Annotated in this window: 30 protein-coding genes and 1 tRNA gene; 18 read left to right on the top strand and 13 right to left on the bottom strand. The window is 68.0% G+C overall.

Annotation, left to right across the window (positions count from 1 at the left end; all coding sequences use genetic code 11):
* Positions 1-45 precede the first annotated feature (45 nt).
* The 6 genes from trxA to E6N53_RS01250 all read right to left on the bottom strand — a co-directional run bounded on the left by trxA (position 46) and on the right by E6N53_RS01250 (position 3,679).
* Positions 46-480: a thioredoxin gene (gene trxA / locus E6N53_RS01275; protein WP_142856280.1), complete on the bottom strand. Its 435-nt coding sequence runs from the start codon at positions 478-480 to the stop codon at positions 46-48.
* A gap of 63 nt (positions 481-543) precedes the next feature.
* Positions 544-837, bottom strand: coding sequence for a DUF7521 family protein (locus E6N53_RS01270; protein WP_136588657.1), 294 nt, complete (start codon positions 835-837; stop codon positions 544-546).
* Entirely contained in the window at positions 837-1,211 is a 375-nt protein-coding gene (locus tag E6N53_RS01265) for a winged helix-turn-helix domain-containing protein (RefSeq protein WP_136588656.1), read from the bottom strand. Before E6N53_RS01265 ends, E6N53_RS01270 begins: the two co-directional genes overlap by 1 nt.
* A gap of 116 nt (positions 1,212-1,327) precedes the next feature.
* Positions 1,328-2,644, bottom strand: a complete 1,317-nt coding sequence (locus tag E6N53_RS01260; RefSeq protein ID WP_142856278.1) for an oxidoreductase — start codon at positions 2,642-2,644, stop codon at positions 1,328-1,330.
* Between the two features lie 196 nt (positions 2,645-2,840).
* Positions 2,841-3,125: a DUF8145 family protein gene (locus E6N53_RS01255; protein ID WP_142856276.1), complete on the bottom strand. Its 285-nt coding sequence runs from the start codon at positions 3,123-3,125 to the stop codon at positions 2,841-2,843.
* A 32-nt stretch (positions 3,126-3,157) separates the two neighbouring features.
* Positions 3,158-3,679 (bottom strand): macro domain-containing protein, encoded by a 522-nt coding sequence (locus E6N53_RS01250; RefSeq protein ID WP_142856274.1) that lies wholly within the window; start codon positions 3,677-3,679, stop codon positions 3,158-3,160.
* Between the two features lie 240 nt (positions 3,680-3,919).
* On the opposite strand from E6N53_RS01250, the gene E6N53_RS01245 reads away from it, so the two are divergent.
* The 7 genes from E6N53_RS01245 to E6N53_RS01220 all read left to right on the top strand — a co-directional run bounded on the left by E6N53_RS01245 (position 3,920) and on the right by E6N53_RS01220 (position 9,463).
* Positions 3,920-4,606 carry a YqjF family protein gene (locus E6N53_RS01245; protein WP_142856272.1) on the top strand — a complete coding sequence of 229 codons (687 nt, stop codon included), beginning with the start codon at positions 3,920-3,922 and terminating at the stop codon, positions 4,604-4,606.
* A gap of 57 nt (positions 4,607-4,663) precedes the next feature.
* On the top strand, positions 4,664-5,110 hold the full coding sequence (locus E6N53_RS01240) for a CopD family protein (protein WP_142856270.1): 447 nt from the start codon (positions 4,664-4,666) through the stop codon (positions 5,108-5,110).
* 106 nt (positions 5,111-5,216) lie between these two features.
* The gene (locus E6N53_RS21385) at positions 5,217-5,339 is read left to right on the top strand and encodes a hypothetical protein (RefSeq protein ID WP_268951682.1); all 123 of its coding nucleotides are present in this window, start codon (positions 5,217-5,219) and stop codon (positions 5,337-5,339) included.
* A complete protein-coding gene (locus E6N53_RS01235) occupies positions 5,336-6,325 on the top strand; it encodes a metallophosphoesterase family protein (protein WP_142856268.1) in 990 nt (329 codons plus the stop codon). The genes E6N53_RS21385 and E6N53_RS01235 overlap by 4 nt, the downstream gene beginning before the upstream one ends.
* A complete protein-coding gene (locus E6N53_RS01230; RefSeq protein WP_142856265.1) occupies positions 6,316-7,113 on the top strand; it encodes a DUF7260 family protein in 798 nt (265 codons plus the stop codon). The genes E6N53_RS01235 and E6N53_RS01230 overlap by 10 nt, the downstream gene beginning before the upstream one ends.
* A gap of 185 nt (positions 7,114-7,298) precedes the next feature.
* Positions 7,299-8,789, top strand: a complete 1,491-nt coding sequence (locus E6N53_RS01225; RefSeq protein ID WP_142856263.1) for an APC family permease — start codon at positions 7,299-7,301, stop codon at positions 8,787-8,789.
* Positions 8,790-8,809: 20 nt separating this feature from the next.
* Positions 8,810-9,463 (top strand): potassium channel family protein, encoded by a 654-nt coding sequence (locus E6N53_RS01220; protein WP_142856261.1) that lies wholly within the window; start codon positions 8,810-8,812, stop codon positions 9,461-9,463.
* 42 nt (positions 9,464-9,505) lie between these two features.
* Here the strand turns inward: E6N53_RS01220 and E6N53_RS01215 are convergent, their stop codons facing one another.
* Entirely contained in the window at positions 9,506-9,940 is a 435-nt protein-coding gene (locus E6N53_RS01215; protein WP_142856259.1) for a universal stress protein, read from the bottom strand.
* Between the two features lie 104 nt (positions 9,941-10,044).
* On the opposite strand from E6N53_RS01215, the gene E6N53_RS01210 reads away from it, so the two are divergent.
* Both E6N53_RS01210 and E6N53_RS01205 read left to right on the top strand, forming a co-directional pair.
* Positions 10,045-10,482, top strand: a complete 438-nt coding sequence (locus tag E6N53_RS01210) for a universal stress protein (RefSeq protein ID WP_142856257.1) — start codon at positions 10,045-10,047, stop codon at positions 10,480-10,482.
* Positions 10,483-10,520: 38 nt separating this feature from the next.
* The gene (locus E6N53_RS01205; RefSeq protein ID WP_142856255.1) at positions 10,521-10,961 is read left to right on the top strand and encodes a pyridoxamine 5'-phosphate oxidase family protein; all 441 of its coding nucleotides are present in this window, start codon (positions 10,521-10,523) and stop codon (positions 10,959-10,961) included.
* 9 nt (positions 10,962-10,970) lie between these two features.
* Here the strand turns inward: E6N53_RS01205 and fdhF are convergent, their stop codons facing one another.
* Both fdhF and E6N53_RS01195 read right to left on the bottom strand, forming a co-directional pair.
* Positions 10,971-13,028: a formate dehydrogenase subunit alpha gene (gene fdhF, locus E6N53_RS01200; protein WP_142856253.1), complete on the bottom strand. Its 2,058-nt coding sequence runs from the start codon at positions 13,026-13,028 to the stop codon at positions 10,971-10,973.
* Between the two features lie 97 nt (positions 13,029-13,125).
* Positions 13,126-13,830, bottom strand: coding sequence for a TVP38/TMEM64 family protein (locus E6N53_RS01195; RefSeq protein ID WP_161596498.1), 705 nt, complete (start codon positions 13,828-13,830; stop codon positions 13,126-13,128).
* A gap of 139 nt (positions 13,831-13,969) precedes the next feature.
* On the opposite strand from E6N53_RS01195, the gene E6N53_RS01190 reads away from it, so the two are divergent.
* From E6N53_RS01190 to dph5, 5 genes are all read left to right on the top strand, one after another.
* A complete protein-coding gene (locus E6N53_RS01190) occupies positions 13,970-14,434 on the top strand; it encodes an HTH domain-containing protein (RefSeq protein WP_142856249.1) in 465 nt (154 codons plus the stop codon).
* A 62-nt stretch (positions 14,435-14,496) separates the two neighbouring features.
* Complete coding sequence (locus E6N53_RS01185) at positions 14,497-15,492, top strand: class I SAM-dependent methyltransferase (protein WP_142856247.1); 996 nt, start codon at positions 14,497-14,499, stop codon at positions 15,490-15,492.
* A gap of 84 nt (positions 15,493-15,576) precedes the next feature.
* Positions 15,577-15,649: transfer RNA gene (locus E6N53_RS01180), tRNA-Thr, on the top strand.
* 208 nt (positions 15,650-15,857) lie between these two features.
* Positions 15,858-16,265, top strand: coding sequence for a CBS domain-containing protein (locus tag E6N53_RS01175; protein ID WP_142856245.1), 408 nt, complete (start codon positions 15,858-15,860; stop codon positions 16,263-16,265).
* A 69-nt stretch (positions 16,266-16,334) separates the two neighbouring features.
* A complete protein-coding gene (gene dph5 / locus E6N53_RS01170) occupies positions 16,335-17,135 on the top strand; it encodes a diphthine synthase (RefSeq protein ID WP_142856243.1) in 801 nt (266 codons plus the stop codon).
* Positions 17,136-17,152: 17 nt separating this feature from the next.
* Here the strand turns inward: dph5 and artA are convergent, their stop codons facing one another.
* From artA to E6N53_RS01150, 4 genes are all read right to left on the bottom strand, one after another.
* Positions 17,153-18,097, bottom strand: a complete 945-nt coding sequence (gene artA, locus E6N53_RS01165) for an archaeosortase A (RefSeq protein WP_142856241.1) — start codon at positions 18,095-18,097, stop codon at positions 17,153-17,155.
* Positions 18,098-18,261: 164 nt separating this feature from the next.
* Positions 18,262-19,053 (bottom strand): VOC family protein, encoded by a 792-nt coding sequence (locus E6N53_RS01160; RefSeq protein WP_142856238.1) that lies wholly within the window; start codon positions 19,051-19,053, stop codon positions 18,262-18,264.
* 97 nt (positions 19,054-19,150) lie between these two features.
* Positions 19,151-19,609: a TIGR04206 family protein gene (locus E6N53_RS01155; protein WP_136588634.1), complete on the bottom strand. Its 459-nt coding sequence runs from the start codon at positions 19,607-19,609 to the stop codon at positions 19,151-19,153.
* 66 nt (positions 19,610-19,675) lie between these two features.
* A complete protein-coding gene (locus tag E6N53_RS01150; protein ID WP_142856236.1) occupies positions 19,676-20,788 on the bottom strand; it encodes an OBG GTPase family GTP-binding protein in 1,113 nt (370 codons plus the stop codon).
* Positions 20,789-21,014: 226 nt separating this feature from the next.
* On the opposite strand from E6N53_RS01150, the gene E6N53_RS01145 reads away from it, so the two are divergent.
* The 4 genes from E6N53_RS01145 (at position 21,015) to E6N53_RS01130 (ending at position 24,199) form a co-directional block, all read left to right on the top strand.
* Positions 21,015-21,380 carry a DUF7541 family protein gene (locus E6N53_RS01145; protein WP_136602157.1) on the top strand — a complete coding sequence of 122 codons (366 nt, stop codon included), beginning with the start codon at positions 21,015-21,017 and terminating at the stop codon, positions 21,378-21,380.
* A gap of 66 nt (positions 21,381-21,446) precedes the next feature.
* Positions 21,447-21,806 (top strand): DUF6684 family protein, encoded by a 360-nt coding sequence (locus E6N53_RS01140; protein ID WP_142856234.1) that lies wholly within the window; start codon positions 21,447-21,449, stop codon positions 21,804-21,806.
* 270 nt (positions 21,807-22,076) lie between these two features.
* Positions 22,077-23,834: a cbb3-type cytochrome c oxidase subunit I gene (locus E6N53_RS01135; RefSeq protein WP_142857225.1), complete on the top strand. Its 1,758-nt coding sequence runs from the start codon at positions 22,077-22,079 to the stop codon at positions 23,832-23,834.
* A gap of 137 nt (positions 23,835-23,971) precedes the next feature.
* Positions 23,972-24,199: a hypothetical protein gene (locus E6N53_RS01130; protein ID WP_142856232.1), complete on the top strand. Its 228-nt coding sequence runs from the start codon at positions 23,972-23,974 to the stop codon at positions 24,197-24,199.
* Positions 24,200-24,435 lie beyond the last annotated feature (236 nt).

The raw sequence follows: 24,435 nt of genomic DNA, 5'->3' as shown, positions 1-24,435 counted from the left end.
AACAGCTGTCAGGTGTATAACTCTAGGCCGGACGCAACGGACACCTCAGCCAGCGTAGTCGGCGACGAGCGACGCGAGCGTCCCGTAGTCGCGGACGCCGACGACACGCTCGGCCGGTTCGCCGCCCGCGAACAGCAGCAGGGTCGGGACGCCGCGGACCTGGTACTGTGTGGCGAGCCCCTGGAGCGCGTCGATGTCGACCTTCGCGACCGCCGCGGCCGTCTCGCGAGCGACTTGCTCGACTGTCGGCTCGAGCATCTTGCACGGGCCACACCAGTCGGCGTAGAAGTCGACGAGGACGACGTCGTGTGTGGCGACGAACTCGGCGAGGTCGTCCGCGCTCTCGATCTGTTGTGGGGTCGTCGGAGCCGTCGTCACGTCGGACGTGTCGTCCACGTCAGCGTCGCCCCCTTCGAGTCGACGTTCGAGTTCCTCGCGCTTTCTTCGCCTGATGTCGGCCAGTTCCTCCGAATCGGACATACCCGAACTACTCGGGCACGGAGCTTAACGGTTTTGCGCGGAACAGGCAACACTCACGCCAGCTCAGTCGGTGTACAGCGAGTAGGTGATGACGGCGAAGCCGAGGAACGTCAGGGCCGCATCGACGAGGACACCGACGGCGAGCGAGACGTTCAGGAGGGCGTCGAGCACGCCCGCGGTCAGCGCCCCGAACGTGATGATACCGAAGCCGAGCGCCAGCGCGCGCAGCGACTCCTCGCCGGTGCGGCGGTGGGCCTTATAGCTGAAGTAGGTGATGAGCCCACCCAGGACGAGGATGCCTGTCTTCACCGCGATGATGAGCGATACGACCGTCTGTGAGGCTGTCGTGTGAACCATTACGTTTCCCTCCGGACCTTCGACCAGATGTCTGCGAGGCGCTCGTCGGGTCCCTGCTCGCCGCCTTCGATCTCGACCTCGAACTCTCGTCCCTCGGTGAGCAACACGCGGACGGCCTCGAACGAAACCTCGTACGTGGTCGCGTGATGGCCGTCCGCCCGGATCGCCGTCCCCTCAGTGAGAAGCGAGGCGTCGGTCAGGAGGTCGAGTTTTCGGTACGTCGTCGAGAGTGGGATGTCACAGCGCTCGGAGATCTCGCTCGCGGTCATCGGGTCTTCGAGACCACGAATGATGGTTCTCGCGTCCGCGTCGTCGAGTGCGTCGAGGACGGACTGTAACTCGTCTGGTTCCTCGCCCGAGCGGTCGCGAGCCATTACGACTCGGTCGGTTTCGGCCACTAATAACCTTCGGGGGTTTCCGCCCGACGTGACGGCTGCTGGACCGACCACTCGGCCGTAGGTCGCCCGTCTCAGCGGCCGGTTACTCGCCGTCACCCGCTCGGGTCGTCGGCGTCGTCCGACCCGTCGTAGGCGCCATCTCGCCGCAGCCGTCCCGCCTCTCTGAGCACGTCTGGGGTCCGGCAGACACCTCCTGCACCGGTCACCTGGGGGACGGTGCAGTTGTTGCAACTGGCGCAGACGACACTCGTCTCGGGCGGCGAATCGAGGAGGCGCGCAGGGAGTCGGGGCTCGGCGTAGAACGGCCGACCCATCCCGACCATGTCACAGGAGGTCCCGAGGAGGCGGTCGATCTCTCCGCGGGTTCGGATGCCGCCCTCGGCGAGGACCGGCACGTCGACGACGCGGCGCACGGCGCGGCAGAGACCAGCGTTCCAGGCGGGTTCGAAGTCGTAGACGAGCGACTCCAGCCAGTTCCCGAGCGCGACGAGGCCCGCGCGGAGCCGACCGCCGAACGCTTCGACGTAGCCGTCGTGGAACCGCTCGTCGCGCCAGGCGACGTCGGGGAACGCGCCGCGGACGATGCTGGCGTCCCAGAACACGCTCCCGGTGACCGGCACGAGCGCGTCGTAGCCGTAGTCGGCGAGCCGACGGCAGACGTGGACCGCCTCGCGGCTGGAGATGTGCGGGACGCCCGGCGGGGCCTCCGTCTCCGCAGGCACCTTGGTCAGGAGCGGAACATCGCCGGCGTGGTCGCGAATCTCGTCGTGGACCACCTCCAGGAACCGGACGCCGTCGGCGAACTCGTCGTCGCGGCGGTTGTAGAACGGCGAGAGGAACTGGTGGACGATGCCCATGTTCGCGCCGGCGATATGAACCGCGTCGTAGCCGGCGTCGACCGCGTAGCCCGCGGCGCGGCCGAAGTCCGCGGCGAGGCCGTACACCTCGTCGGTCGCCAGCACGTCGAGGTCGTACGAGAGGACGCCGAGCCGGTCGGCGAGTCCGAGGAGCGGCGGGAGTGGGGAGACCGCCAGCTGACGGTAGTCGGGGTGGTCCTCCCGATACCCGGCGTGCCACGTCTCCATGCTCCGGAGGCCGCCGTGTTCGAGCTGGATGGCGATGGTCGAGCCGTGGTCGTGGACGGCGTCGGTGAGCGCCGAGAGCCGCGAGACGAACGCCGGGTCGTCGACGTACGTCATGTTCGGTGCGGCACAGCCACCGGGCCCACGGACGATGGTCGCGCCCTGACAGACGAGCCCGGCACCCGCAGCCGCGGCGGGTTCGAGATGCGAGACGAGCGCGTCGACGGCATCGGCTCCGTTGCCCGCACATTCGAGGAGAGGCGCGCGGTAGAGCCGGTTCGGAACGGTGAGGCCGCCGATATCGAGCGGCTCCTCGAGTCGAGCCATGGGACACGAAGGCGCTCGAGGGGCAAAACGTCGGGGGGCGTGCGGACGGCACGGAGCGCTCGCTCGTCGTGAGGCGGTGGTGCCGTCGCGTCGCAGACCACCTCACGGCTCTCGTCAGGTCACGGGACGGAGTGGCCCCCGCTTCGGATAAGAACGCTCGGGCGCTCGGACAGACAGGCGACGACGCGAGCTCTCGTCACCCACAGTCGCTCGGCGTGTCTCCCGAGACGGGGTCGGAGAGGACGGCGGCGTCGGTGGCGTCGTCGGTCGGTCCTCCCGCCGTCACACCGACCTGGTCGTGGGTGTGGTGGTAGAAGCGAACGAGCGCCACACCGTCTTCGGAGACGGGCTCGAAACACACCCGCCGGTAGCGCGCGTTGTCGAGGAGGTTCACCATGAGGCCCGCGTCGTGCCGGGAGACCGAGTCGTACGCGGTCTCACAGACGGGGCAGACGTCGGGCGCGTCCTCGGGGACGTCCATCGACTGACCAGGAGGACCGCCGAGACAAAAGGCTACTCCCGGTCGTCGCGGCCCTGGAACTCCCGTGCGACCGCGCTGACCGTCTCGTACTCGGCGTCGCTGTAGGCGATGAACCGCACGTCAGAGAGCGAGGTTGGCTCGTACGCGTCGACGACCTCACAGATGAGCCGCGCGCCGTCCGCGAGGTCGAACCCCGCGACGCCGCAGCCGAGTGCGGGGATGACGAGCGAGGTGCAGCCGCGTTCGTCGGCCGCGTCGAGCGCGTTCCGTGTCGCGTCGTGGATGCTCTCGGCCGTGGCTTGCCCGTCGCCGTCGTGTGGCATCGCGGCCGCGTGAACCACGTACTCTGCGTCGAGGTCGTACGCGTCCGTGACCGCGGCCGCGCCGAGGTCGACAGGCCCCTTCGCGACGGCCGCCTCGTTCAGTTCCGGGCCGCCGCCGCGGCGGAGTGCGCCGGCGACGCCCGAGCCCATCCGGAGGCTGGTACCCGCCGCGTTGACGAGGGCGTCGGCGGACTGTGCGGCGATGTCGCCCTGGACGACGGTGAACTCCATACGTCGGCGTTCGGCCGGCGGTCTGAAGAATCCAGCGTGCGTTCGACCGACGGCTCTCGGTGAGTGGCTTCGAGAGAAGGGGACGGGTCCGTGTAAGGTGGGTATGGCATACACGGGATCGGCACGACGCCGCGCCGTCCCCAGCGTACTACTCTCTCAAAACCGATTATATCTCTTGTGTTTCCCCACATCGACGAGGCGACGAGGAACCCAGAAGTACGCCGCGCCCGTGGCTCCGATATGGACACGGACCTGCTCTCGATGCGCTGGCGCGACGGGGTGTTCGCACACTGGCGGGCCGACCCGGCCGTCGTAGCTCGACACCTCCCCGACAGTGTCGAGGTAGCGACCCACGACGGGGACGCGTGGCTCGGCATCGTCGCGTTCGTGATGGAGGACATCCGGCCGCGCGGCTCGCCGGTAGGGCGGAGCTTCCCCGAGGTGAACCTCCGGACCTACGTCACGCGAGACGGGACGTCGGGCGTGTACTTCTTCAGCCTCGACGCCGACGACCGCCTCTCGGTGTCGATTGCGCGGTCGTTGTACGCGCTCCCGTACTACCGCGCGCGGATGCACGTCGACCGCGACGACGACCACCTCCGACTGCGGAGCGAACGGGACCACGCGGGCGAACCGCGCGCCCGTCTCGACCTCTCGTACGAGCGCGTCGACGGCGAGGCGTCCGTCCCGGAGGCCGACTCGCTGTCGGCCTTTCTCACCGAGAACTACCGCTTTTTCACCCGTGGTACCCACCTCTACCGGGGTGATATCGCCCACGAACCGTGGCGACTCGCCCCCGCCGACGCGACCGTCCACGAGGAGTCGCTGTTCCGTGCGGCGGGCTTCGAACCCCCCAGCGGAGACCCGCTCGTCCACATCGCGGCCCCGCTCGACGTCACGGCGGGGACGCTCACGCGGGTCGAGTGACGGCCCGACGGCACGGAGACGAGTACGTTCAAGACGGGTGGGTTCGTGGCTCGCGGTATGGCTCTCATCGATACTGCGCTCGCGACGACCCACCTCGTCGTCGGCGCACTCTGGGTCGGAAGCGTCGTCTTCTTCGCCGTGGTCGTACTCCCTGCCGCTCGCGGCGGGGCCCTGAACGCCGGGCCCCTCGACTCGATGGCGGGGTCGCTGACGCGCGGGTCGCGAGTCGCCGCCGTGGTGATGTTCCTCACCGGCGGCCACCTCACCGGCACCCGGTACACGTTCGAGACGCTCGCGTCGACCACGAACGGTAACCTCGTCCTCGTGATGCTCGCGCTCTGGCTCGGCCTCACCGCGCTCGTCGAGGTCGGCAGCAGCCGCCTCCGGGACGGCCTCGACCGGAAGAAAGTCCGCGAGCCGGCCGCGAACGCGCTCGGCCTCTTCCGCGGTGCCGCCGTCGCCGGCGCGCTCGTCTTCCTGACGGCGGGTGCCATCGTCGGCTGAGGCGGGAAGATTACTATATAGACTTCGGCCTACACTACCTAGATACTTACCACAATATATAATATGTTCGATACGTTTAGGTGAGAGAGCGTCGGAGCATCGCTCGATGACGGGTGACGACGAGCCACTGACACCCGACCTCCGTATCGACCTCTGTGCAGAGACGGGCCGGATCCGTCTGCACCGTTCGACGCCGCTGGGAACGTTCACGGAGACTATCGAGCGATGAGGACGGCCGCCGGTCCCACGCTCGGTCCGGTCCTCGCACATCTCGCTCGACCCCGACCGGAGACGCCGACACGACTGTTCGTCGCCGCCGACTCCCACGTCTCACCGACGGCGTCGGGGACCTGGAAGGTACTCCACCGGTCCGAGACCCGTCTCCGAACGGCCGTCGACGTCGCCAACGACCTCGCGGTCGACGCGTTCGTCTTCCTCGGCGACCTGACACGCGACGGTCGCGACCGTGAGTACGCCGCCGCCGACGCCGTGCTCGCGGAGCTGTCGTCGCCGCTCGTCGCAGTACCGGGGAACCACGACGTCCCCAAAGTGTGGGACGACTACGTCGCCCCCAGTGCCGCGGCGTTCGGCGAGCGGTACGGACTGGGGACGTACCCGCGCCGCGTGACGGTCGGCGGCCTCGATTTGCTCTGTCTCGACACGGCGAGCGCCGGCGGTCGGCTCACGGAGACTCACGAAGGGGCGGTGAGCGCCGCGACCCTCGACTGGCTTCGGCGGACGGTCGACGAAGTCGACCACCCCGTCGTGGCGATGCACCACCCGCTCTTTCATCCACGTGACCACGTCGGCTCCTTCCCCGAGAGCGACTTCTATCAGCTCCGGAACCACGCCACCCTCCACACGCTGCTCGCGGACCGCGGTGACGTCCTCACGCTCGCGGGACACGTCCATCTCCCCTCGACGGCGGCCCGCGACGGTGTCCGAGAGCTCGCCGCGCCGTCGACCTGCTCGTTCCCGCCGGCAGGACTACTTTTCGAGGCGGGCCCGGCGGGGACGACGGTCCGCCTCGTCCCGCTCGCGGAGGGTGCCGGGATGGCAGAGGCGTACGTCCGCGCCGCCGCCGGCAACGCACACGGACAGGGTATCGCGGCGCACGCCGACGACGGGCTGGTCACGGACCTCCCGCAAGCCGACGAACGCGTCGACACGGACGTGGTCGGCGCGGACGTGCCCGGGGCGCTACGGTGGCGTTGACGCTGGCGGCGGCGAGACGAGCCGTCGCGGCCGAGCGGCGCGAGTGCGTCACCGAGTGCAAGGCGTTCCGCCACTTCCGGGCGGCGGTCGTTCGGGCCGACACCGGCGGCGGAGTGGGGCCGACGACAGCCGTGCCCGCTGTCGACGTCGCTCGGGGGGCGACCGCCACGCGCGGGCTCCCCGGCACCGGGGCGGCCACTCGAGAGGCCACGGAGACGTCGCTCGTTCGAACCTATCGCCAGCGGGTGATGGCGGACGGAACACAGACCGACGAATCGGTCGCCGAGCACGTCTCGGCCGAACTCGGCCCCGACCTCGCGGCGGTCGTCTGCACGGGGTCGCTGACACCCCAGCACCGACAGGCACTGCTCGACCGGGTCGACCTCGCACTCGACGCCCGGACGTCGTTCGTTGCCGTACTGGACCGCGAAGACGCGTCGCTCGAGGCGGTCGAGACGGCCTGTCAGCGCGTCCGGGCCGAACTCCGTCGCGCCCGAGCGTGGGAGACAGCGCCGACGTCGGCCGATTTCGACGCCGCGTTGGCCGCGTGGGACCGACTCGACGACCTCGCCGCGGTCCTCGACGCGGCGGCCGACGACCGACAGGCGACGCTCGCCAGCCACCGCCGGTCACTCACGACGGTCGACGCGGACGTCACCGAGTACCTGTACGAGGGACGCCCGGGACTCGCGGCGATTGCATCGGTCGGTCGGGACCTCGACACGGGACGGCGGGCGGTCACGCGGACGGTCGGCCGCGCGGACGACACCCGGCCCCCGGGCTGGTGAGCGCCGGGGACGGTTCTCGGTCGCCGAGACCGAGCCAGAGAAACAAAGGGGTTCGACTGTATCAGGGCAGCCATGGGGGCGTCGACGTCGCGGTCGACGACAGTGTATCGGGCCGCTGAACTACAAATACCGGAGCCACAGACGAGCGGGAAGCGGACACCCGCTCGCGGGGTGAGGAGACGCTCATGAGTAGCCACGGCGAGCGTGCGCCGGAAGCCGAACTCGGCCTCCTCGACGCGACGATGATCGGGATGGGCGCGATGATCGGCGCGGGCATCTTCGTCCTCACGGGGCTCGCGGCGGAGTTGTCGGGGCCGGCAGCCATCTTCGTCTTCGCGCTCAACGGCGTCGTCACGGCGTTCACCGGGCTCTCCTATGCCGAACTCGCGTCGGCCATCCCGAAGTCGGGCGGGGGCTACGCCTTCGTCCGGGAAGTGTTCGCCGACCTCCAGTCGTTCCTGATGGGCTGGATGCTGTGGTTCGCGTACATGATTGCTGGTGCGCTGTACGCGCTCGGCTTCGCACCGAACTTCCTCGAACTGCTCCACGTCTACGGCATCGTGCCGCCGCCGGGCGAGGTCGGTGCCGTCGCGCTCCCGGTCGTCGACGTCGGGATTCCCGCGGGGGTCGGACTGGCCTTCTCGGCCGTCCTGTTGTTCGTTGCGCTGAACGCCGTCTCGACGGCCGCGAGCGGGAGTATCGAGACCATCTTCACCGCGACGAAGGTCACCATCCTGATGGTCTTCGTCGGCTTCGGCGTCACCTCACCGATGTTCACGACGGCGGAGTTCCAGCCGCTGTTCCCCGGCGACAAGACGGCGTTCTCCATCCTGCCGGCGATGGGGCTGACGTTCATCGCCTTCGAGGGGTACGACCTCATCACGACGGTGACAGAGGAGGTGAAGAACCCCCGCGAGAACATCCCGAAAGCCATCTTCGTCAGTCTCGCCGTGACCGTCGTCGTCTACCTGCTCGTCGTCACCGTCGCGATCGGGACGCTCGGCGCGAGCGGCCTGGCCGAGGCGGGCGAAGCCGGCATCGCCGCGGCGGCCACCGAGTTCATGCCGACCGGACTGCCGGTCATCAAGAACGGCGGCGCGGTCATCGTCTTCGGGGCGGTGTTCTCGACGCTCACGGCGCTCAACGCGGTCGTCATCGCCTCCTCGCGCGTGGCGTTCTCGATGGGCCGGGAGGGGCAACTCCTCCCCCGATTCGGCCAGATTCACCACCGCTTCGGGACGCCGTTCATCGCCATCGTCTCTAGCGCCATCGTCATGCTCGGCTCCGTCGTCCTCCCGACACAGAGTGCGGGCAACATGTCTAGCCTGTTCTTCTTGCTCTCGTTCGTGGTCGTGAACGGTGCGGTCATCAAACTCCGCCGGGAGCGGCCGAACATGCGCCGCCCGTACGAGATGCCCTTTTACCCGCTGCCGCCGATCCTCGGGATCGTGTTGAACCTCGTCCTGACGGGCGTCCTCATCAGCTTCCTCGTCCGGACGGACCCACTCGCGCTGATACTCAGCGCGGGGTGGATTATCCTCGGGGTGATAGCGTACGTCGCACTCGACAGGCGCGGGGGCGGCGAGTCCGGAGAGCCCACAGCGACGGCCGCGGCAGCGGACCACGAACCGACTCCGACGGACTCCGAGCGCGGAGCAGTCACCGACGAGGACTGACCGAGAACTCAGCCAGAATCATGAAATCCAAACTCGACGTCATCATCGCGGGCGGCGGACGTGTCGGCTTTCAGACAGCAGAGATACTCGACGACCAGGGCCACGACGTCAGCATCATCGAGCGCGACGAGGACCGCTGTGACGACCTCTCGGACGCGTACCTCGCGACGGTCGTCGAGGGCGACGCGGCCAACCCCGACATCCTCGAACAGGCCGACGTCGAACGCGCCGACGTCGTCGCAGCGCTGACGGGCGAGACCGGCGTGAACCTCGCGGCCTGTATGGCCGCGCGCGAACTGTCCCCGGGCACCCGGACGGTCTGTCGTATCGACCGGGCCGCCAGCGAGGCGTACACGAGATTCGTCGACGCCGTCCTGTTCCCCGAGCGGGCCGGTGCGCGCGTCGCCGCGAACGAGATCGTCGGCAGCGACGTCCGCACGCTCGCCGACGTCACGGGGACGCTCGACATCATGCAGATTCGCGTCGAGGAGGGTGCCCCGGCCGCCGGACGGACGCTGAAGGAGGTACGCTTCCCGTCGGGGACGCTCGTCATCAGCGACGACGACGGTGAGCGTATCGCCCGCCCGGAGACGACACTCGACCCCGGCCGGCAGTACGTCGTCGCCGTCGAACCCGAGGTCGTCGACGAGGTGTTGAACCTGCTGCGCGGATGAGTCACCGACCGCGCGTGCTCACGTCCGTCCGGGGACCGACGCTCAGGGTGGCGACTGGGGAACGACCAGCACGGGGACGGGCGACTGTCGGAGCAGCCTGGCGGCGACGCTTCCGAGGAGCGCCCGCGAGAGCCCGCGGCGGCCGTGGGTGCCGACGACGACGAGGTCGGCACCCACTTCGTCGGCGTAGTCGGCAATCTCGCGGTGGGGGGTCCCCACCCGGACCGCGCGGACGGCGTCGACGCCCGTGTCACCTGCGCGCTCGGCCGCGTCGTCGACGGCGTCCTCGGCCGCGCCCCTGAGCAGGTCGTCGACGGTCGGGAGCTCGCCGCTCGAGAACAGGTCGAGGTCGCCCTCGTCGACGACGGAGAGGACGTGCAGCGTCGCCGCCTCCGCCCGAGCGAGCGCGATTGCCTGGTCACACGCGTCGCGTGCGGGCGTGCTCCCGTCCGTCGCGAGGACGACGACCTCGTACATACTCGTTGTCAGGACACGGACCGTCCTAACCGTTGTGGCGGCGGGTGGTGGCGGGGTCACGGCGGCGAGAGAGCTATACCCGTGGTGTGCGATAAAGTACCACGATGTACGAGAGCCTCCTGGTACCGACCGATGGGAGTCCGGGGACCGAACGCGTCGTCGACCAGGCAGTCGCCGTCGCGACGCGGTTCGACGCGCACGTCGACGCGCTCTCAGTCGTCGACGAGACGGCGGCCGCCACGGAGTACGACGTGGTGGTCGAGGGGTTGGAGGCGGAGGCCGAAGCGGCGCTCGCGGCGGTGACGACGGCGTGCGAACGCGCGGGCGTCGACGCCAAGCCACACCTCCGGCGCGGGCGGCCCCACGAGGAGATTGTCGTCGCCGCCGCCGACTACGACAGCGACCTCGTCGTGATGGGGACTCACGGCCGGAGCGGTCTCGACCGGCTTAGACACCTCGGAAGCGTCACCGAGCGCGTCGTCCGGACGTCGTCGGTGCCGGTGTTGACGACGCCGCTGTCCGCCGACGAGGGGCACGATTAACCGTCCACGGGACGTACGCCGACGGAGGTGCCCAGAGCGTGGAACACATCGACTACGTGTACACGGTGGGGATGAGTGAGGAAGACGTCGAACGACACCTCGCGGCGGCCGAGACGGGAGTGCTGTCGCTCGCCGACGAGAGCCGGGCGTACGCCGTCCCGGTGCACTGTAAGTACGAGGACGGCGTTCTCCTCTTCCGACTGACCGACGACGCCGACAGCGAGAAGCTGACGTTCCTCGACGCCACCACCGAGGCGTCGTTCGTCCTCTACGAGGCGACGAACGGCGACTCGTGGAGCGTCCTCGTCCGTGGTCCGGTCACGCCCGTCGACGACCCCGACCAGTACGACGAGGCCGCCATCAACGAGCGGTTCGGCCCCGCTCGAATCTTCGACGAGGACATCGGCGACACCGACGTCCGGCTGTTCGAACTCGACATCGAGTCGGTGACGGGGCGGCAGACGCCGCGGTTCGGCTGACAGCCGAGCCTAGTCGTCGGACGCGACCCGCACGTGGACGGCGCTGTGTTTGAACTCGGGAATCTTGGCGACGGGGTCGAGCGCGTCGCCCGTCAGTCGGTTCGCGAGCGGGTCCGCGTAGTGGAACGTCATGAACACCGTCCCGGGACGGATAGCGGGGGTCACCTCCGCGGCGAGTGCGACGCGTCCCCGGTCGTTCTCGACGACGACCCGAGTGCCGTCCTCGATACTCCGGGCGTCGGCGTCGTCGGGGTGAATCTGCAGGACGTCCTCGCCGCGCATCCGCATCAGCGTCCCCGACCGGCGGGTGAGCGCCCCGCTGTTGAAGTGCTGGATGACTCGGCCGGTGGTGAGGACGAGCGCGTCTCCCTCGACTGCGTCGGCGGGGTCGACGTGGTCGACGATGCGGAAGGGTGCCGTCTTCGACCCGGACTCGAACGCCTCGCGGTGGAGGACGGCCGTTCCCTCTCCCTTCTCTCGGTCGAACGGCCATCGCTGGCTTCCCGTCCCGATGCCGTCGTAGGTCATCCCGTCGTAGTCGGGCGAGACGCGCGCGAGTTCGTCGAAGACTGACTCCGGGTCGGGATAGTCGAAGTCGAGGTCCGTGAGGCGTCCAGCGAGCGCACAGAGGATGTCGAGGTCGGTCCGGGCGTCACCGGGTGGCGTCGTGTTGGGCCGCATCCGCATCACCTGCCGGTCGGTGTTCGTGACGGTTCCGCTCTTCTCGGCCCAGAGGCTCCCGGGAAGCACGACGTCGGCGTACTCGGCCGTCTCGGTCAGGAAGCCGTCGTGGACGACGAGGCAGTCGAAGCGCTCGAGGGCCGCCCGGACCCGTTCCTGATTGGGCTCGGTGACGGCGGGGTTCTCGCCGAAGACGTAGGCCGCGTGGACCGTGTCGCCGGCGGCGTGGGTCAGTTCGACCTCGGTACGGCCCGGGAGGGCCGGGGGCTCGAAGCCCCACACCTCGCTGACCCGGGCGCGGGCGTCGGCGTCGGTGACCGACTGGTAGCCCGGGAGCACGTTCGGGAGGGCACCGACGTCGCCCGCGCCCTGGACGTTGTTCTGTCCGCGCAGCGGGTTGACGCCGGTGCCGCGTCGCCCGACGTTGCCCGTGAGCAGCGCGAGGTTGATGAGCGCGTGGACGTTCTCCGTCCCGTAGTGGTGCTGGCTCATCCCCATGCCGGTGAACGCGGCCGCGCGGTCGGCCTCGCCGTACAGTCGGGCCGCCTCGCGGAGGTCCGCGGGGTCGACGCCCGCCTGCTCGGCCGCGGCGTCGACGTCGACGCCGTCGAGGAACTCCCGATACGACTCGAAGCCCGTGGTCCGTTCGGCGACGAACGCGTCGTCCACGAGTCCGTCCTCGACGACCACGGCCGCCATCGCGTTCAGGAGCGGGATGTCGTACCCCGGCCTGACGGGGAGGTGGAGGTCCGCCGCCTGCGTGGTCGTCGTCTCCCGTGGGTCGACGTGGACGAGTTTCGTGCCCGCCTTGAGCGCGGGGAGGAGGTACGACCGGAAGATGATGGGGTGTTGGTCGGCGGGGTTCGCGCCGATGAGGAAGAAGACGTCGGCCTCACGGAGGTCGTCGAGGGAGTTCGTCATCGCCCCCGCGCCGAATCTGTCTCCCATCGCGGCGACGGTCGAGGCGTGACACAGTCGCGCACAGTTGTCGACGTTGTTCGTCCCCAGCGCGCGGGCGAGTTTCTGGAGGACGTAGTTCTCCTCGTTCGTGCAGTTCGAGGAGGCGAAGAAGGCCAGCGCGTCGGGGCCGTGTGCGCGTCGGACGCGCTCGAACGGCTCGACGACCCGGTCGAGCGCCTCGTCCCACGTCGCCTCCCGGAGGACGCCACCGTCGCGGACGAGCGGGGCCGTCAGTCGGTCGGGGTGGTCGATGACGTCCCACGCGGCCGCCCCCTTCGGACAGATCTCACCCTTCGTGTTGACCGGGCCCTTCCAGCCGGTCGCCTTGCCGCCGTCCATGTACTGGATGCCACAGCCGACGCCGCAGAAGGGACAGATGCTCTCCGCGGCCGCGAACTGCCGGTCGTGCTCGCCGCTGTCGCTCATCCGTCCTCCCCCCGGGTGCGTGTCACTGACTCGACCATAGCGATACAACCGGCGCAGTCGACATAGCCGTTTGGCTCGGTGTGGGGCGTGGGGCCGCTCACGACTCGTCGGCCGTATCGTCGAGCCAGCGGGCGACCCAGCCACGGAGGAGATACCCGGCGGTCGAGACGACCGCGAGGACGACGAGGAGGACGGTCGTCTCGGCGGTGCGCGCCTCCGCGAGGCGCGCCCCCGCGAGCGCGACGAGGAAGTAGCCCGGGAGACGACCGACGATGGAGGCGAGCAGGAACGAGCGAGCGTCGATGTCGCTCACGCCCGCGAGGAAGCAGATGGCGTCGTCGGGCAGGCCTGGAATCAAGAAGACTGCGAAGAGGGCGACGTCGCCGTGTCTCGAGGAGAAGGAGTCGAACAGGCCGACCGCCTCCGCTTCGACGAGTCGTTCCACGACCGGGCGGCCGTAGCGCCGGGCGAGAACGAAGGCGACGTAGCCGCCAACCGTCGCGCCCGCCACGCTGAGCACGGTGCCCCAGACGGCCCCGAACAGGTAGCCGGCGACGAAGCCGAGCACCTGCCCGGGAACGGGCGCGATGAGGACCTGTAGTGCCTGCACGGCGAGGAAGACGGCGGGGGCGAACACGCCGGCCCCGTCGATGAACGTCCGGACGGCGACGGGGTCGGTCACTGCCGGGACGAGTTCCGGGAGGCCGAACGTGACGAACGCCGCGAGGAGGACGTACCCCGCGAGGAACGCGATGGCGCGGCGGCGGTCACGGGCGGAGACGAACACGCTGGGGCGGCGCACGCGGAAGCCGTCGTGCGCAGACGACAAAAACCGATGGTGCGTGCCCGGACGCGCCGACGGATTCCCGCGTGGTGGGAACCGTGTGCCGTCTCTTTTCATCGCACAGACGTATCGCTAGCTGGTGAGCACAATGCCCGCGATGACTCGTCCCACGGTCGAACTGTGGATTCGCACGCTCCCCACCGGGGAGGGAGAAGAACACGACGAGCTCCGGCGACGGCTCGCCGCGCTCGACCGCCGCGGCGTGGTCGAGTCGGTTCGGGTCCGCACGTGGCCACACGAGGTTGTCGTCGACGAGCCCGCGACGGCGCGAGACAGCGCCATCGCCGACCGGGTCCGCGAGTTCAGACGGTGGGCGGCGCGGGCGGGCGTGGCGCTGCCGGCGTTCGACGACCGAGTGACGACGGGTGTCGGGCGGATGGGACCGGAGTGTACGGCGCTGCGGCTTCCACAGACCGCACTGGCGGTCCGGCGCGGCGGGCGACTCCAGTGGGTCGCACCCTGTGTCGAAGACGGCGTCGAACACACGCCGTGGGAGTGGGTCGACGCCGCCGCGGACGGGGCGGCACCCGGCTGTGAGGCGGGCCCGGTACTCATCGCCTGAGACCGGGGCGCGGGCATCGCGAAGCGTCAGCCTTACTCGCGCCGCTGGTCTCCTCGGGAGTGATGAGCGTCCCCTGCGTGTGCGTCCCCCGCGAGGCTGGCGAGGCGACCCGCCGCGAACTCGCCGCCGCGGGCGTACTGGACAACGACCACGAGATTACCGTCGCGGAGGGGTCGATATACATCCCCGTGACGGACCCGACGGCCGCCGCCGAGCACGTCGACGCCGACGTCGTCCGCCGAGACGCCCCCGCGCGAGAGGCGCAGGTGACGCCTGCCGACCTCCTCGGCTTCGAACCGAGTTACGAGCGGCTGGGTGACATCGTCATCATCGACGAGGACGACGACGAACGGGCGCGGGAAATCGCGGCCGCGCTCGTCGAGTCCGCCCTCCCCGTCGAGACCGTGGTGAACCGCGCCTCGAAGGTCAAGGGTGAACTCCGCGTGCGCGACTGGGACGTCCTCGTCGGGGCGGAAACCGAGACCGTCCACCGCGAGTACGGCCACGCCTTCGCCCTCGACATCGCCCGGGTGTACTTCTCCCCTCGCCTCGCCACCGAGCGCCACCGCGTGGTCTCGCAGGTGCAGGCGGGCGAACGCGTCTTCGACATGTTCGCCGGTGTCGGCCCGTTCGTGGTGCCGATGGCCGCGAGCAGTGCCGAGGTAGTCGGCGTCGACCTCAACCCCGACGCGGTGGCGTACCTCCGCGAGAACGCCCGGCGCAACGGCGTCGAAGAACGGGTGACGGCCATCGAGGGCGACGTCCGGGACGTCGCCGCCGACTACGAGGGCTGGGCGACGCGCGTCGTCATGAACCTCCCACACTCCGCCGACGACTTCCTCGAGACGGCCGTCGCGCTGGCCGGCGACGAGTGTGTCGTCCATTACTACGACATCCAGCACGAGGACGACCCGTTCGGCCCGGGACTCGACGCGATTCGGGCCGCTGCCGAACCCGCGTACGACGTCACGGTCGAGACCGAACACGTCGTGCGGTCGTACGCCCCCCACGAGGTGAACGTCTGTCTCGACGTGCGGTTGGTTCGCCGGGACCGGTGACGAGTGCTCGGGTGCACGAGGTACTGCAGTCGATTCGGAAGCCTTATTTTCTTCTTGCGGGTACGTGGTGATGCACGACGGCGCGCCGGTGTAGCTCAGCTGGCAGAGCGATTCCTTCGTAAGGAATAGGCCGAGGGTTCAAATCCCTCCACCGGCTCTTTCTGCCGAACGAAGTGAGGCCGAAGAACCCCGCGTAGAGAGTTGACGCGGAGCGAACGAACCGGCCGTGCGTCACGGTCTCGTCTCCACGACCGACACGTCGAGTGCGACGTCGCCCGACGTACCCGAGGCTGGAAAGGTACTCGCCCGCGAATAAATACAAATTCGCCGACAGGTATTAGCGACTCTCACCCGTTCGGGGCAGTATGGACGAAGGTGCTCCGGTCACAGAGCTGATGTCGACGAACATCCGGACGGTCACCCCCGAGACGACCATCACGGAGGCGGCGGAGACGCTGGTCGAGGAGGGAATCGGGTCGCTGGTCGTCGTGGACGACGCGAGCCAGCCCGTGGGGATGTTCACGACGACCGACCTCGCGCGGGCCGTCTCGGCCGGGAACCCGGCGACGGAGACGACCGTCGAGGAGTATATGACCGAGGACTTCTACACGCTGGACGCGCGCAACGGCGCTCGCGACGCCGCCGCGAAGATGATCGGCAGGGGGGTCCACCACCTCCCGGTCGTCGACGACGAGGGGGCCGTCGTCGGGATGGTCTCGACGATGGACATCACCGCCTACCTCTCGTACCGGACGGCCACCGACATGACCTGAGCGGGGACGACGGCCCACGCCTCGCCGCCACTCCACGCCGTTTAACTGTTCCACTCGCCAGGAGAGCGTATGCTCACGTTCGTTGGCCTCGGCCTGTACGACGAGCGCTCGGTCACCGTCGAGGGGCAGGACGCCCTCCGGAACGCCGACCGCGCCTACGCGGAGTTCTACACGAGTCGCCTCGTCGGCACCACCGTCGAGGACCTCGAAGCGTATCACGGCCAGTCCATCGAGGTACGCGACCGTGCGGGGGTCGAACAGCACCCCGAAGACATGCTCGATGCGGCCGAAGACGAGGACGTGGTCTTTCTCACCGCGGGGGATACGATGATCTCGACGACACACGTCGACCTGCGGATGCGTGCCGTCGAGCGCGGCATCGACACGCGCGTGGTCCACGGCGTGACCGCCCAGTCCGCGGCGGCGGGGCTGACCGGGCTCCAGAACTACCGGTTCGGCAAGGCCGTCACGCTCCCGTTCCCGTACGCCCACGGCGGCGAGGGGGTCCCGCCGTCGATGGTCGAGTCCATCGAGGCCAACCGCGAGCGCGGCCTGCACACGCTCGTCTACCTCGACATCAAGGTCGGGGAGGTCCCCGGAAAGGAGAGCGACGACGACGAGTTCATGACGGGCGACGTCGCGGCCTCGCTCTTACAGGAGTGGGACGACGTCCTGGGGGTGGTCGTCGCCCGCGCGGGGAGTCCAGAGCCGACCGTCGTCGCCGACCGACTCTCCGCCCTCTCGGAGAGGGAGTTCGGCGGCCCGCTGCACCTGCTCGTTATCCCGGGGACGCTCCATCACCTCGAAGCCGACGCGCTGTGTGACCTGTGTGGTGCGCCGGCCGACCTGGTCGAAGCGTCGCTGGTGTGAAGGCGCGAAACGGCGGTCTACTCCACTTCCTCGCCGCCGTCCGGCACCCGCGGGAGGTCCAGTTGGCGGGCGAGGTCGTACTCGTCGCCGGTCATCATGAAGAGGACGTCCTCGATGACCGTGAGGAGTTCGGGGAGTTCACGCACCACCAGATAGATGACGCCGACGAGTGCGAACACCGCGCCGATCTGTGAGATGACGCGGTCGGAGAGGAAAAACGAGACCCGGTAGGGGTCGGTCGCGCCGAAGAGGAACAGCACCTCGTCGACGAACCACTGCATGTACTGGTTCCCGAAGACGATGCCGATGAACGTCACGCGGGCGATGTTGAGCGCGTAGATGATGGGGATGGAGATGGCGAACGCCCGGAGCTTCCGGTCGAGGGGCGCGCGGACCGCGGCGATGAGGCCGGCGAAGATAGCCATGCTCCCGAGCCCCGTACAGGCGAGGACGACCGTGTACTCCAACCGGTGGCCGCTCGGCTCGACGAAGCGGTAGGTGTTCATGTACCCTTTCGGGCCCGGAATGAGCGCGGGCGAGTAGCCGAGCAGGTTGGTGATGAAGCCGGTCTGAGCGGCGACGGTCTCGATGAGCACCTGCTGTGGTGCGGGGAGCGACAGCCCCATGACGGTGATGGCGGGGATGGTCTCGAACGGGAGGTAGACGAGGCCCATCGCCGCGACGGCCCGCGAGAGGACGAACAGCGTGTCCCGCCCGGAGTAGACCAGATAGCCCGCGTACAGACAGGCGGGGACGGCCGCGAGCGAGAGGAAGCCCTCGACGTAGCTCTTGTGGCTGAAGGCGAACCAGGGGACGAGCTGCGCCCAGAAGACGGCGAAGCCGCCCCAGGCCGCAGTCGTCACCAGGCGAGCCTGGTCGCGGTCGCGGTCGACGAGGAGCGCCCCGGTGGTGAACAGGAGGATGACGCCCCATCCGAGCAGGTCAGAGAGCAATCCCGGCATACACCCCGAGATGTGCGTCTCGAACTAAAGTCCTTGTCGTTAGTGACGTCCCGGTTGCACAACTGCTCGGATGTTGACACGGCACGCGAGCCGTGTTTCCACGGGCCGCTCCCACGTTGCCGGCGGTGCGACGCGAGAAAACCGCGAGTGAGGAGTCCGACCGCTCAGAACGGGAACAGCGAGTCGGCCTCGGGGTCGCGCTCGATGAGTTCGACCTCGTGGCCATCGGGGTCCTTCGTGAACGCGTACATGTCGTCACAGGACGCGGGGTCACGGTAGTCGGGGGCCTCACGCACCATCAACTCGTCCCAGTCGTCGTGGAGGTCGTCGACACGGACACAGAGGTGGCCCCACGCGTCGCCCATCGTGTACGAGCGGCCGTCGTAGTTGTAGGTGAGTTCGACCGCCATCGCCTCCTCGGAGGCCCCCTCGGGCTTCATGAAGTAGTTGGCGAACGTGTCGGACTCCCAGCGGCCGGTGTGTTCGTACTCGAACTTGCGGGTCCAGTAGCCGAGCGCCTCGTCGGCGTCCTCGACGCGAATCATCGTGTGGTCGATGCTCCACTTCTCGCCGTGGTCGCGCTTGACGATCTCGACCTCGTGGCCGTCGGGGTCTTTCACGAAGGCGTAGCGGCCGCCGCAGGACTCGGGGTCGCGGTAGTCCTCGACGCCCTCGTCCATGAGTTGCTGGTAGGAGGACTCGAGTTCGTCCTCGGGGACGCGCACGGCGATGTGGCCCCACGCGTCGCCCATCTCGAGGTCGGAGTCGTCGTGGTTGGCGGTGATTTCGAGCATCGCCCCGTCTTCGTGCATCACCTCGGGACCGAGGTAGACGATGGTGAAGCCGTCGCCCTCGTAGCGGTCCTTCTCCTCGTAGTCGAGGTGTGTCTGATACCAGTCGAGGGAGGCGTCGAGGTCCTCCGCCCGAATCATGACGTGGTCGAGTACTCCGGACATGCATCACAGCACGCGTGCGTGCGCGAAAAAGGGTGTGGTATCGGTCGAATCGTCGGCCTTTCGAAGCCCGGTTCACGCGGTCGGCGGGCCGAACTGCTCAGGACCACACGGACTGAAAGCGCCGCTTCGCCGCGGGCCAGTAGAGCCACCAGGCGACGACGAGGAAGGCGAAGGTCCCGAGGGGCCACGCGGTCCGGTACGGCTGCACCGAGAAGTCACGCGCGAGCGACAGCTGTGCCACGCCCGCGACGACCAGCAACCCACCGGTCACGCGGGGGTCCTCTCGGCCGAAGACGAGGCCGACGAACCCGCTCACGACGGCCCCGAGGTAACAACACACGCTGAGCGGCCACGCGTAGATGTACCCGGGAAGTCCCTGCGTGTAGACGAAGAAGAAGTCCCAGATGTACGTCGCGTTTGGCGGTGCCGTGTTGAACAGGCCCCACGCGAAGACGAACGTCGTCCCACCGCCGCGCGAGAAGGTCTGGACCGACCAGGGGATGGCGACGAGGAGTAGCAGCACGACGAACGAGGCGCGGTCGGTCCGGTCGGGCATGGCCGGGAGTTGTCGTCGGCGAAGAAAAGCCCTCTGAGGTGGACGGGAGCTTCCGCAGGTGGCGGGTCACTTCCGCGCGACGATGCGCATGACGTCCTCGTCTGCGAGTTCGTGGCTGCGACCGACCTGTTGTTCGTCGTGTTTGGCGCTCGGCCCCGTCACGCGGGCGAAACGGAACCGCTCGTCGAAGTTGCCGCCCAGTTTGTGCAGGGCGTCCTCGACCGTGTTCTCCCCCATCTTGAGCACCAGCGGTTCGTCGTAGTCGACGCCGCGGCCGGGCTTGTCCATGTACACCCGGATGAGGCCGAGCGACTCCCACATCTTCTCTTTCAGCGCGTCGAGGCCCTTCTCCTTCTCGGCGCTGATGAAGACGGCCTCGTCGGGGTCGATGCCGCACTCGCGGAGGTTCTCTTCCACCGTGGGGAGGTAGTCGCGGTCGATGAGGTCGGCCTTGTTCACCGCGACCATCGACGGCAGGTAGACGCGGTTGTCCATGATGCCGTCGATGAGTTCGTCGATGTCACAGTCGCCACGGACGGTGACGTCGGCGTTGACGAAGCCGTGCTCGCGGAGGACGCTCTTGATGGTGTCCTCGTCGAGTGAGACGGCGTCGCTCTTGGTCACCCGGATGCCGCCCTTGGCCGTCTTGTTGATCGAAAGGCTCGCTGGGGTGGTGTCGAGGCGGACCTTGTTGTAGTACAGCTCCTCGTTGAGGCGTTCGTACTTCTCGATCTCGAACACCGACAGCATGAAGACGACGAGGTCGGCGGTTCGGACGACCGAGAGGACTTCCTTCCCGCCGCCGCGTCCGCCCGCCGCACCCTCGATGAGCCCCGGGACGTCGAGGATCTGGATGTTCGCGCCGTTGTACTTCAGCATGCCCGGGTTCACGTTCAGCGTGGTGAACTCGTACTCACCGACCTCGCTGTCGGCGTTCGTGAGCGCGTTGATGAGCGTGGACTTGCCCACGGAGGGGAACCCGACGAGCGCCACCGTGGCGTCGCCGGTCTTCTCGACGGCGTAGCCGTGGCCGCCGCCCGCGGAGGACTGATTCTCGAGTTTCTCCTTCTTCTCCGCGAGCTTCGCCTTCAGCCGGCCGATATGCTGCTCGGTCGACTTGTTGTAGGGCGTGTTCGAGATCTCCTCGCGGAGTTCCTCGATCTCCTCCTCCAGTCCCATTGTCCGACGGTCCGTCACGCCCGTCGAAAAACCTGTTCATTACGACGCTACGTGACCGCCGGGGTCGAGTCGGGTGAGGGTAAGTATGACCGTGTCCGTACCGGGTATTCTGCGTGGCGACGTGCGGACGGGCACGGCAACGAGTACGACTGAGTGCGTCACCAACTCCACTGAAGCCACTACCGAGGACCGAAGCGCTTCTTACCGTTCACTCCCCAGAGAGCGTATGGACGAGCAACCGGGGCTCTCAGAGCAGTACCGGATGGCCAGCCCGTGGCCGATATTCATCGCGCTGGGGATTCCTATCGCCGAACTGGGCATCCTCTTCGACCTGTTTCCCCTCTCGGTCGGCGGGCTCATCCTCTTCTGCGGCAGCGTCTCGGGCATCCTGCAGGAGGCAGGCTACGTCGAGTCACCGTGGCGGGCGCTCGGCGTCCTCGCCGTCGTCCTCCTCGGAATCGGGGCGGCGTTCACCTTCACGGACCTGAACCTCGTCACTCGGGGGTACGCCATCATCGTCACCGGCGTACTCCTCGTCGTCGGTGCGGCCGCGGGGGAGCTCTTCGTCACCGACGACGCCCCGGCGGTCTGACGGCGCGGGCTCCAGCCACGAGCGAGAATCGACAACCTATTTGAGTGCTGGTCGTAAGCGAGAGATATGGCGAACGAGATATTCGACCGGGACACGATGCTCGACCTGGTGGTGAACATCATCCCGCTGTTCATCATCTTCTTCTTCATCGTCGCGTTCGTGGTGTTCAACCCGTTCGGCGTCGAGACGCTGCCGACAGGCATCCAGTTCGGCCTGCTCATCGCCCCGTTCATCCTCCTGGCGATCCTGACGTACATCTCCGGGAAGGCCATCGCGGGCGCGGAGAAGGACTACACGGTCTACCTGCCGGGCCAGGCGACGGTGACGGGCGCGAAGCCCCTGCACGACCTCGAAGCCGAAGCCGAGGCCGATGCGGACGAGCCGCAGCTCGAAGCCGGCGACGAGCGGTCCGACACCGACGGGTAACGTCCTTTTTGTCCCCGTTCCCCGCCGTGCGGTAGCGACGAAGGGCGTCACGGACGGCCACGAGTGCCCACCGCGCTCGCGACGTCGGCGTTCGGGCGATGTGACGGCGGTCGCTGTGGACAAACGCCCGATGGCGTGCATCCCGAATCTTTCATTACGCTCCAATCCTCAGGCATACTCATGGTTGCTAACGGACAGCTGGCGTCGGCTCTTCTCCAATCGTCATCCGGCGGTTCGGGGATGAGTGGACAGCTGGCATTGACGGTTCTCATGGGGGTGTTCCTCGTCATCGTCGCCGTCTGGCTCGCACGGGTCGAGAACTGGCGCTCGTACACACCGCTGGCCGGAGGTGGCGGCTTCGGCGGCGAGAGTACCTACGTGTCGCGCGAGAAGCCCGCGGGAATCATCCGCTGGCTCACGACGGTCGACCACAAGGACATCGGCATCCTCTACGGCGCGTACGCGGTCGTCGCGTTCGTCGTCGGTGGGGTGATGGTCACGCTGATGCGAATCGAACTCGCCGACCCCGGCATGACCCTCATCTCGAACACGTTCTACAACTCGATGCTCACGAGCCACGGCATCACGATGCTGTTCCTGTTCGGAACGCCCATCATCGCAGCCTTTGCGAACTACCTCGTCCCGCTCATCATCGACGCGGACGACATGGCGTTCCCGCGCATCAACGCCATCGCCTTCTGGCTCCTCCCGCCCGGTGCGCTGCTCATCTGGGCCGGCTTCTTCCCCATCCCGGACCTCATTCCGGCACAGACCGCGTGGACGATGTACACGCCGCTGTCGTCGGGCGTCGGGTCGGGCAACCAGGCCAACGCCGGCGTCGACCTGATGCTGCTCGGGCTCCACCTCACCGGTGTCTCGGCGACGATGGGTGCGATCAACTTCATCGCGACCATCTTCACCGAGCGTGCCGAGGAGGTGACCTGGGCGAACCTCGACATCTTCTCGTGGACCATCCTCACCCAGTCGGGGCTCATCCTCTTCGCGTTCCCGCTGCTCGGCAGCGCCATCATCATGCTGCTCATGGACCGCAACCTCGGCACGACGTTCTTCTCCGTCGACGGCGGCTACATCCTCTGGCAGCACCTCTTCTGGTTCTTCGGCCATCCCGAGGTGTACATCCTCGTGCTCCCGCCGATGGGCATCGTCTCGTACGTCCTGCCACGCTTTGCGGGACGACGGCTGTTCGGCTTCAAGTTCGTCGTCTACTCGACGCTCGCCATCGGCGTGCTCTCGTTCGGCGTCTGGGCGCACCACATGTTCGCGACGGGTATCGACCCGCGCCTCCGCGCCTCGTTCATGGCCGTCTCGCTCGCCATCGCGATTCCCTCGGCAGTCAAGACGTTCAACTGGATCACGACGCTGTGGAACGGGAAGGTCAGACTGACGACGCCGATGCTGTTCTGCATCGGCTTCGTCTCCAACTTCATCATTGGGGGCGTGACGGGCGTCTTCCTCGCCTCGATTCCCGTCAACCTCGTGCTCCACGACACCTACTACGTGGTCGGTCACTTCCACTACATCGTCATGGGCTGTATCGCGTTCGCCGGCTTCGCGGGCCTCTACTACTGGTTCCCGCTCTACACGGGGCGGATGTACCAGAAGACCCTGGGGAAGGCACACTTCTGGCTCTCGATGATCGGGACGAACGTGACGTTCATCGCGATGATCCTGCTCGGCTACGGCGGCATGCCGCGGCGCTATGCGACCTACCTCCCCGAGTTCGCCACGCTCCACCAGGTCGCCACGCTGGGCGCGCTCATCATCTTCGTCGGGCAGCTCATCTGGCTCTGGAACTTCGTCAACTCCTGGCTCGAGGGCCCGAAGGTCGAAGACGGCGACCCGTGGAATCTCAAGGATTACGGCCTCGAGACCGCTGAGTGGCAGTGGTACGAGCGCAAGCTCGAGACGGCCATCGCCGACGGCGGCGAGGAGGAACTCGAAGTCGCGACCGACGGCGGGGCGGTCGACGGCGACGCTGACGTCGACACGGAAGCCGACGACGCCTGAGACGCGACACGACTCCCGACACTTTTCGCGCCCGCGTTACGGTTCGTCCTCACCGGGTCCGAGTCACGACTCTCGACTCGCGAGCCCAGTTCACGAGTACTTCGCGCCGGCTCCCGCCGTTCGGACGGTGAGACCACGTGCACACGACGCGTCCCGGCCGAGCCGTCGGACCGTTGCCGGTCACCGACGGGGCCGGGATACCCACCGGGCTACGGTACGAGGCGGTGCTGGCGGTCGACCACCCCGGACCTCGTGGATACGCAAAAACCATCGCCGGCCTCTCGTTCGGTCCGTACGGCGAGGAGCGGACACCCGTCACCGACGAGACGCGGACCGCAGGGCCCGACCCGGTCGCCGCGTGGTAGTTCGAGGTGTACTGACACCTCGTGCGTCCGTTCGTCGGGTACGTCCCCGGACGAGTGTTGGCGCGGGTCGAACACGACGCGGAGACACCGTCACAGTGAGTCGTCGTCTCAGACCGCGAGGATGATTCCTGTCGCGAACATGAGGAGCGCGACCCCACCGAGGACGAGCGCGAGAAGGTCCTTATCCGACATACTCGTATCTCGGGTGCCGGGAGTAAAGGTCAATCGGTCCGCGG

The sequence above is a fragment of the Salinigranum halophilum genome (assembly GCF_007004735.1).
Taxonomy (GTDB): domain Archaea; phylum Halobacteriota; class Halobacteria; order Halobacteriales; family Haloferacaceae; genus Salinigranum; species Salinigranum halophilum.
The sequence above is the reverse complement of the archived record's forward strand: the minus strand, read 5'-3'. Positions and strand labels throughout refer to the sequence as shown.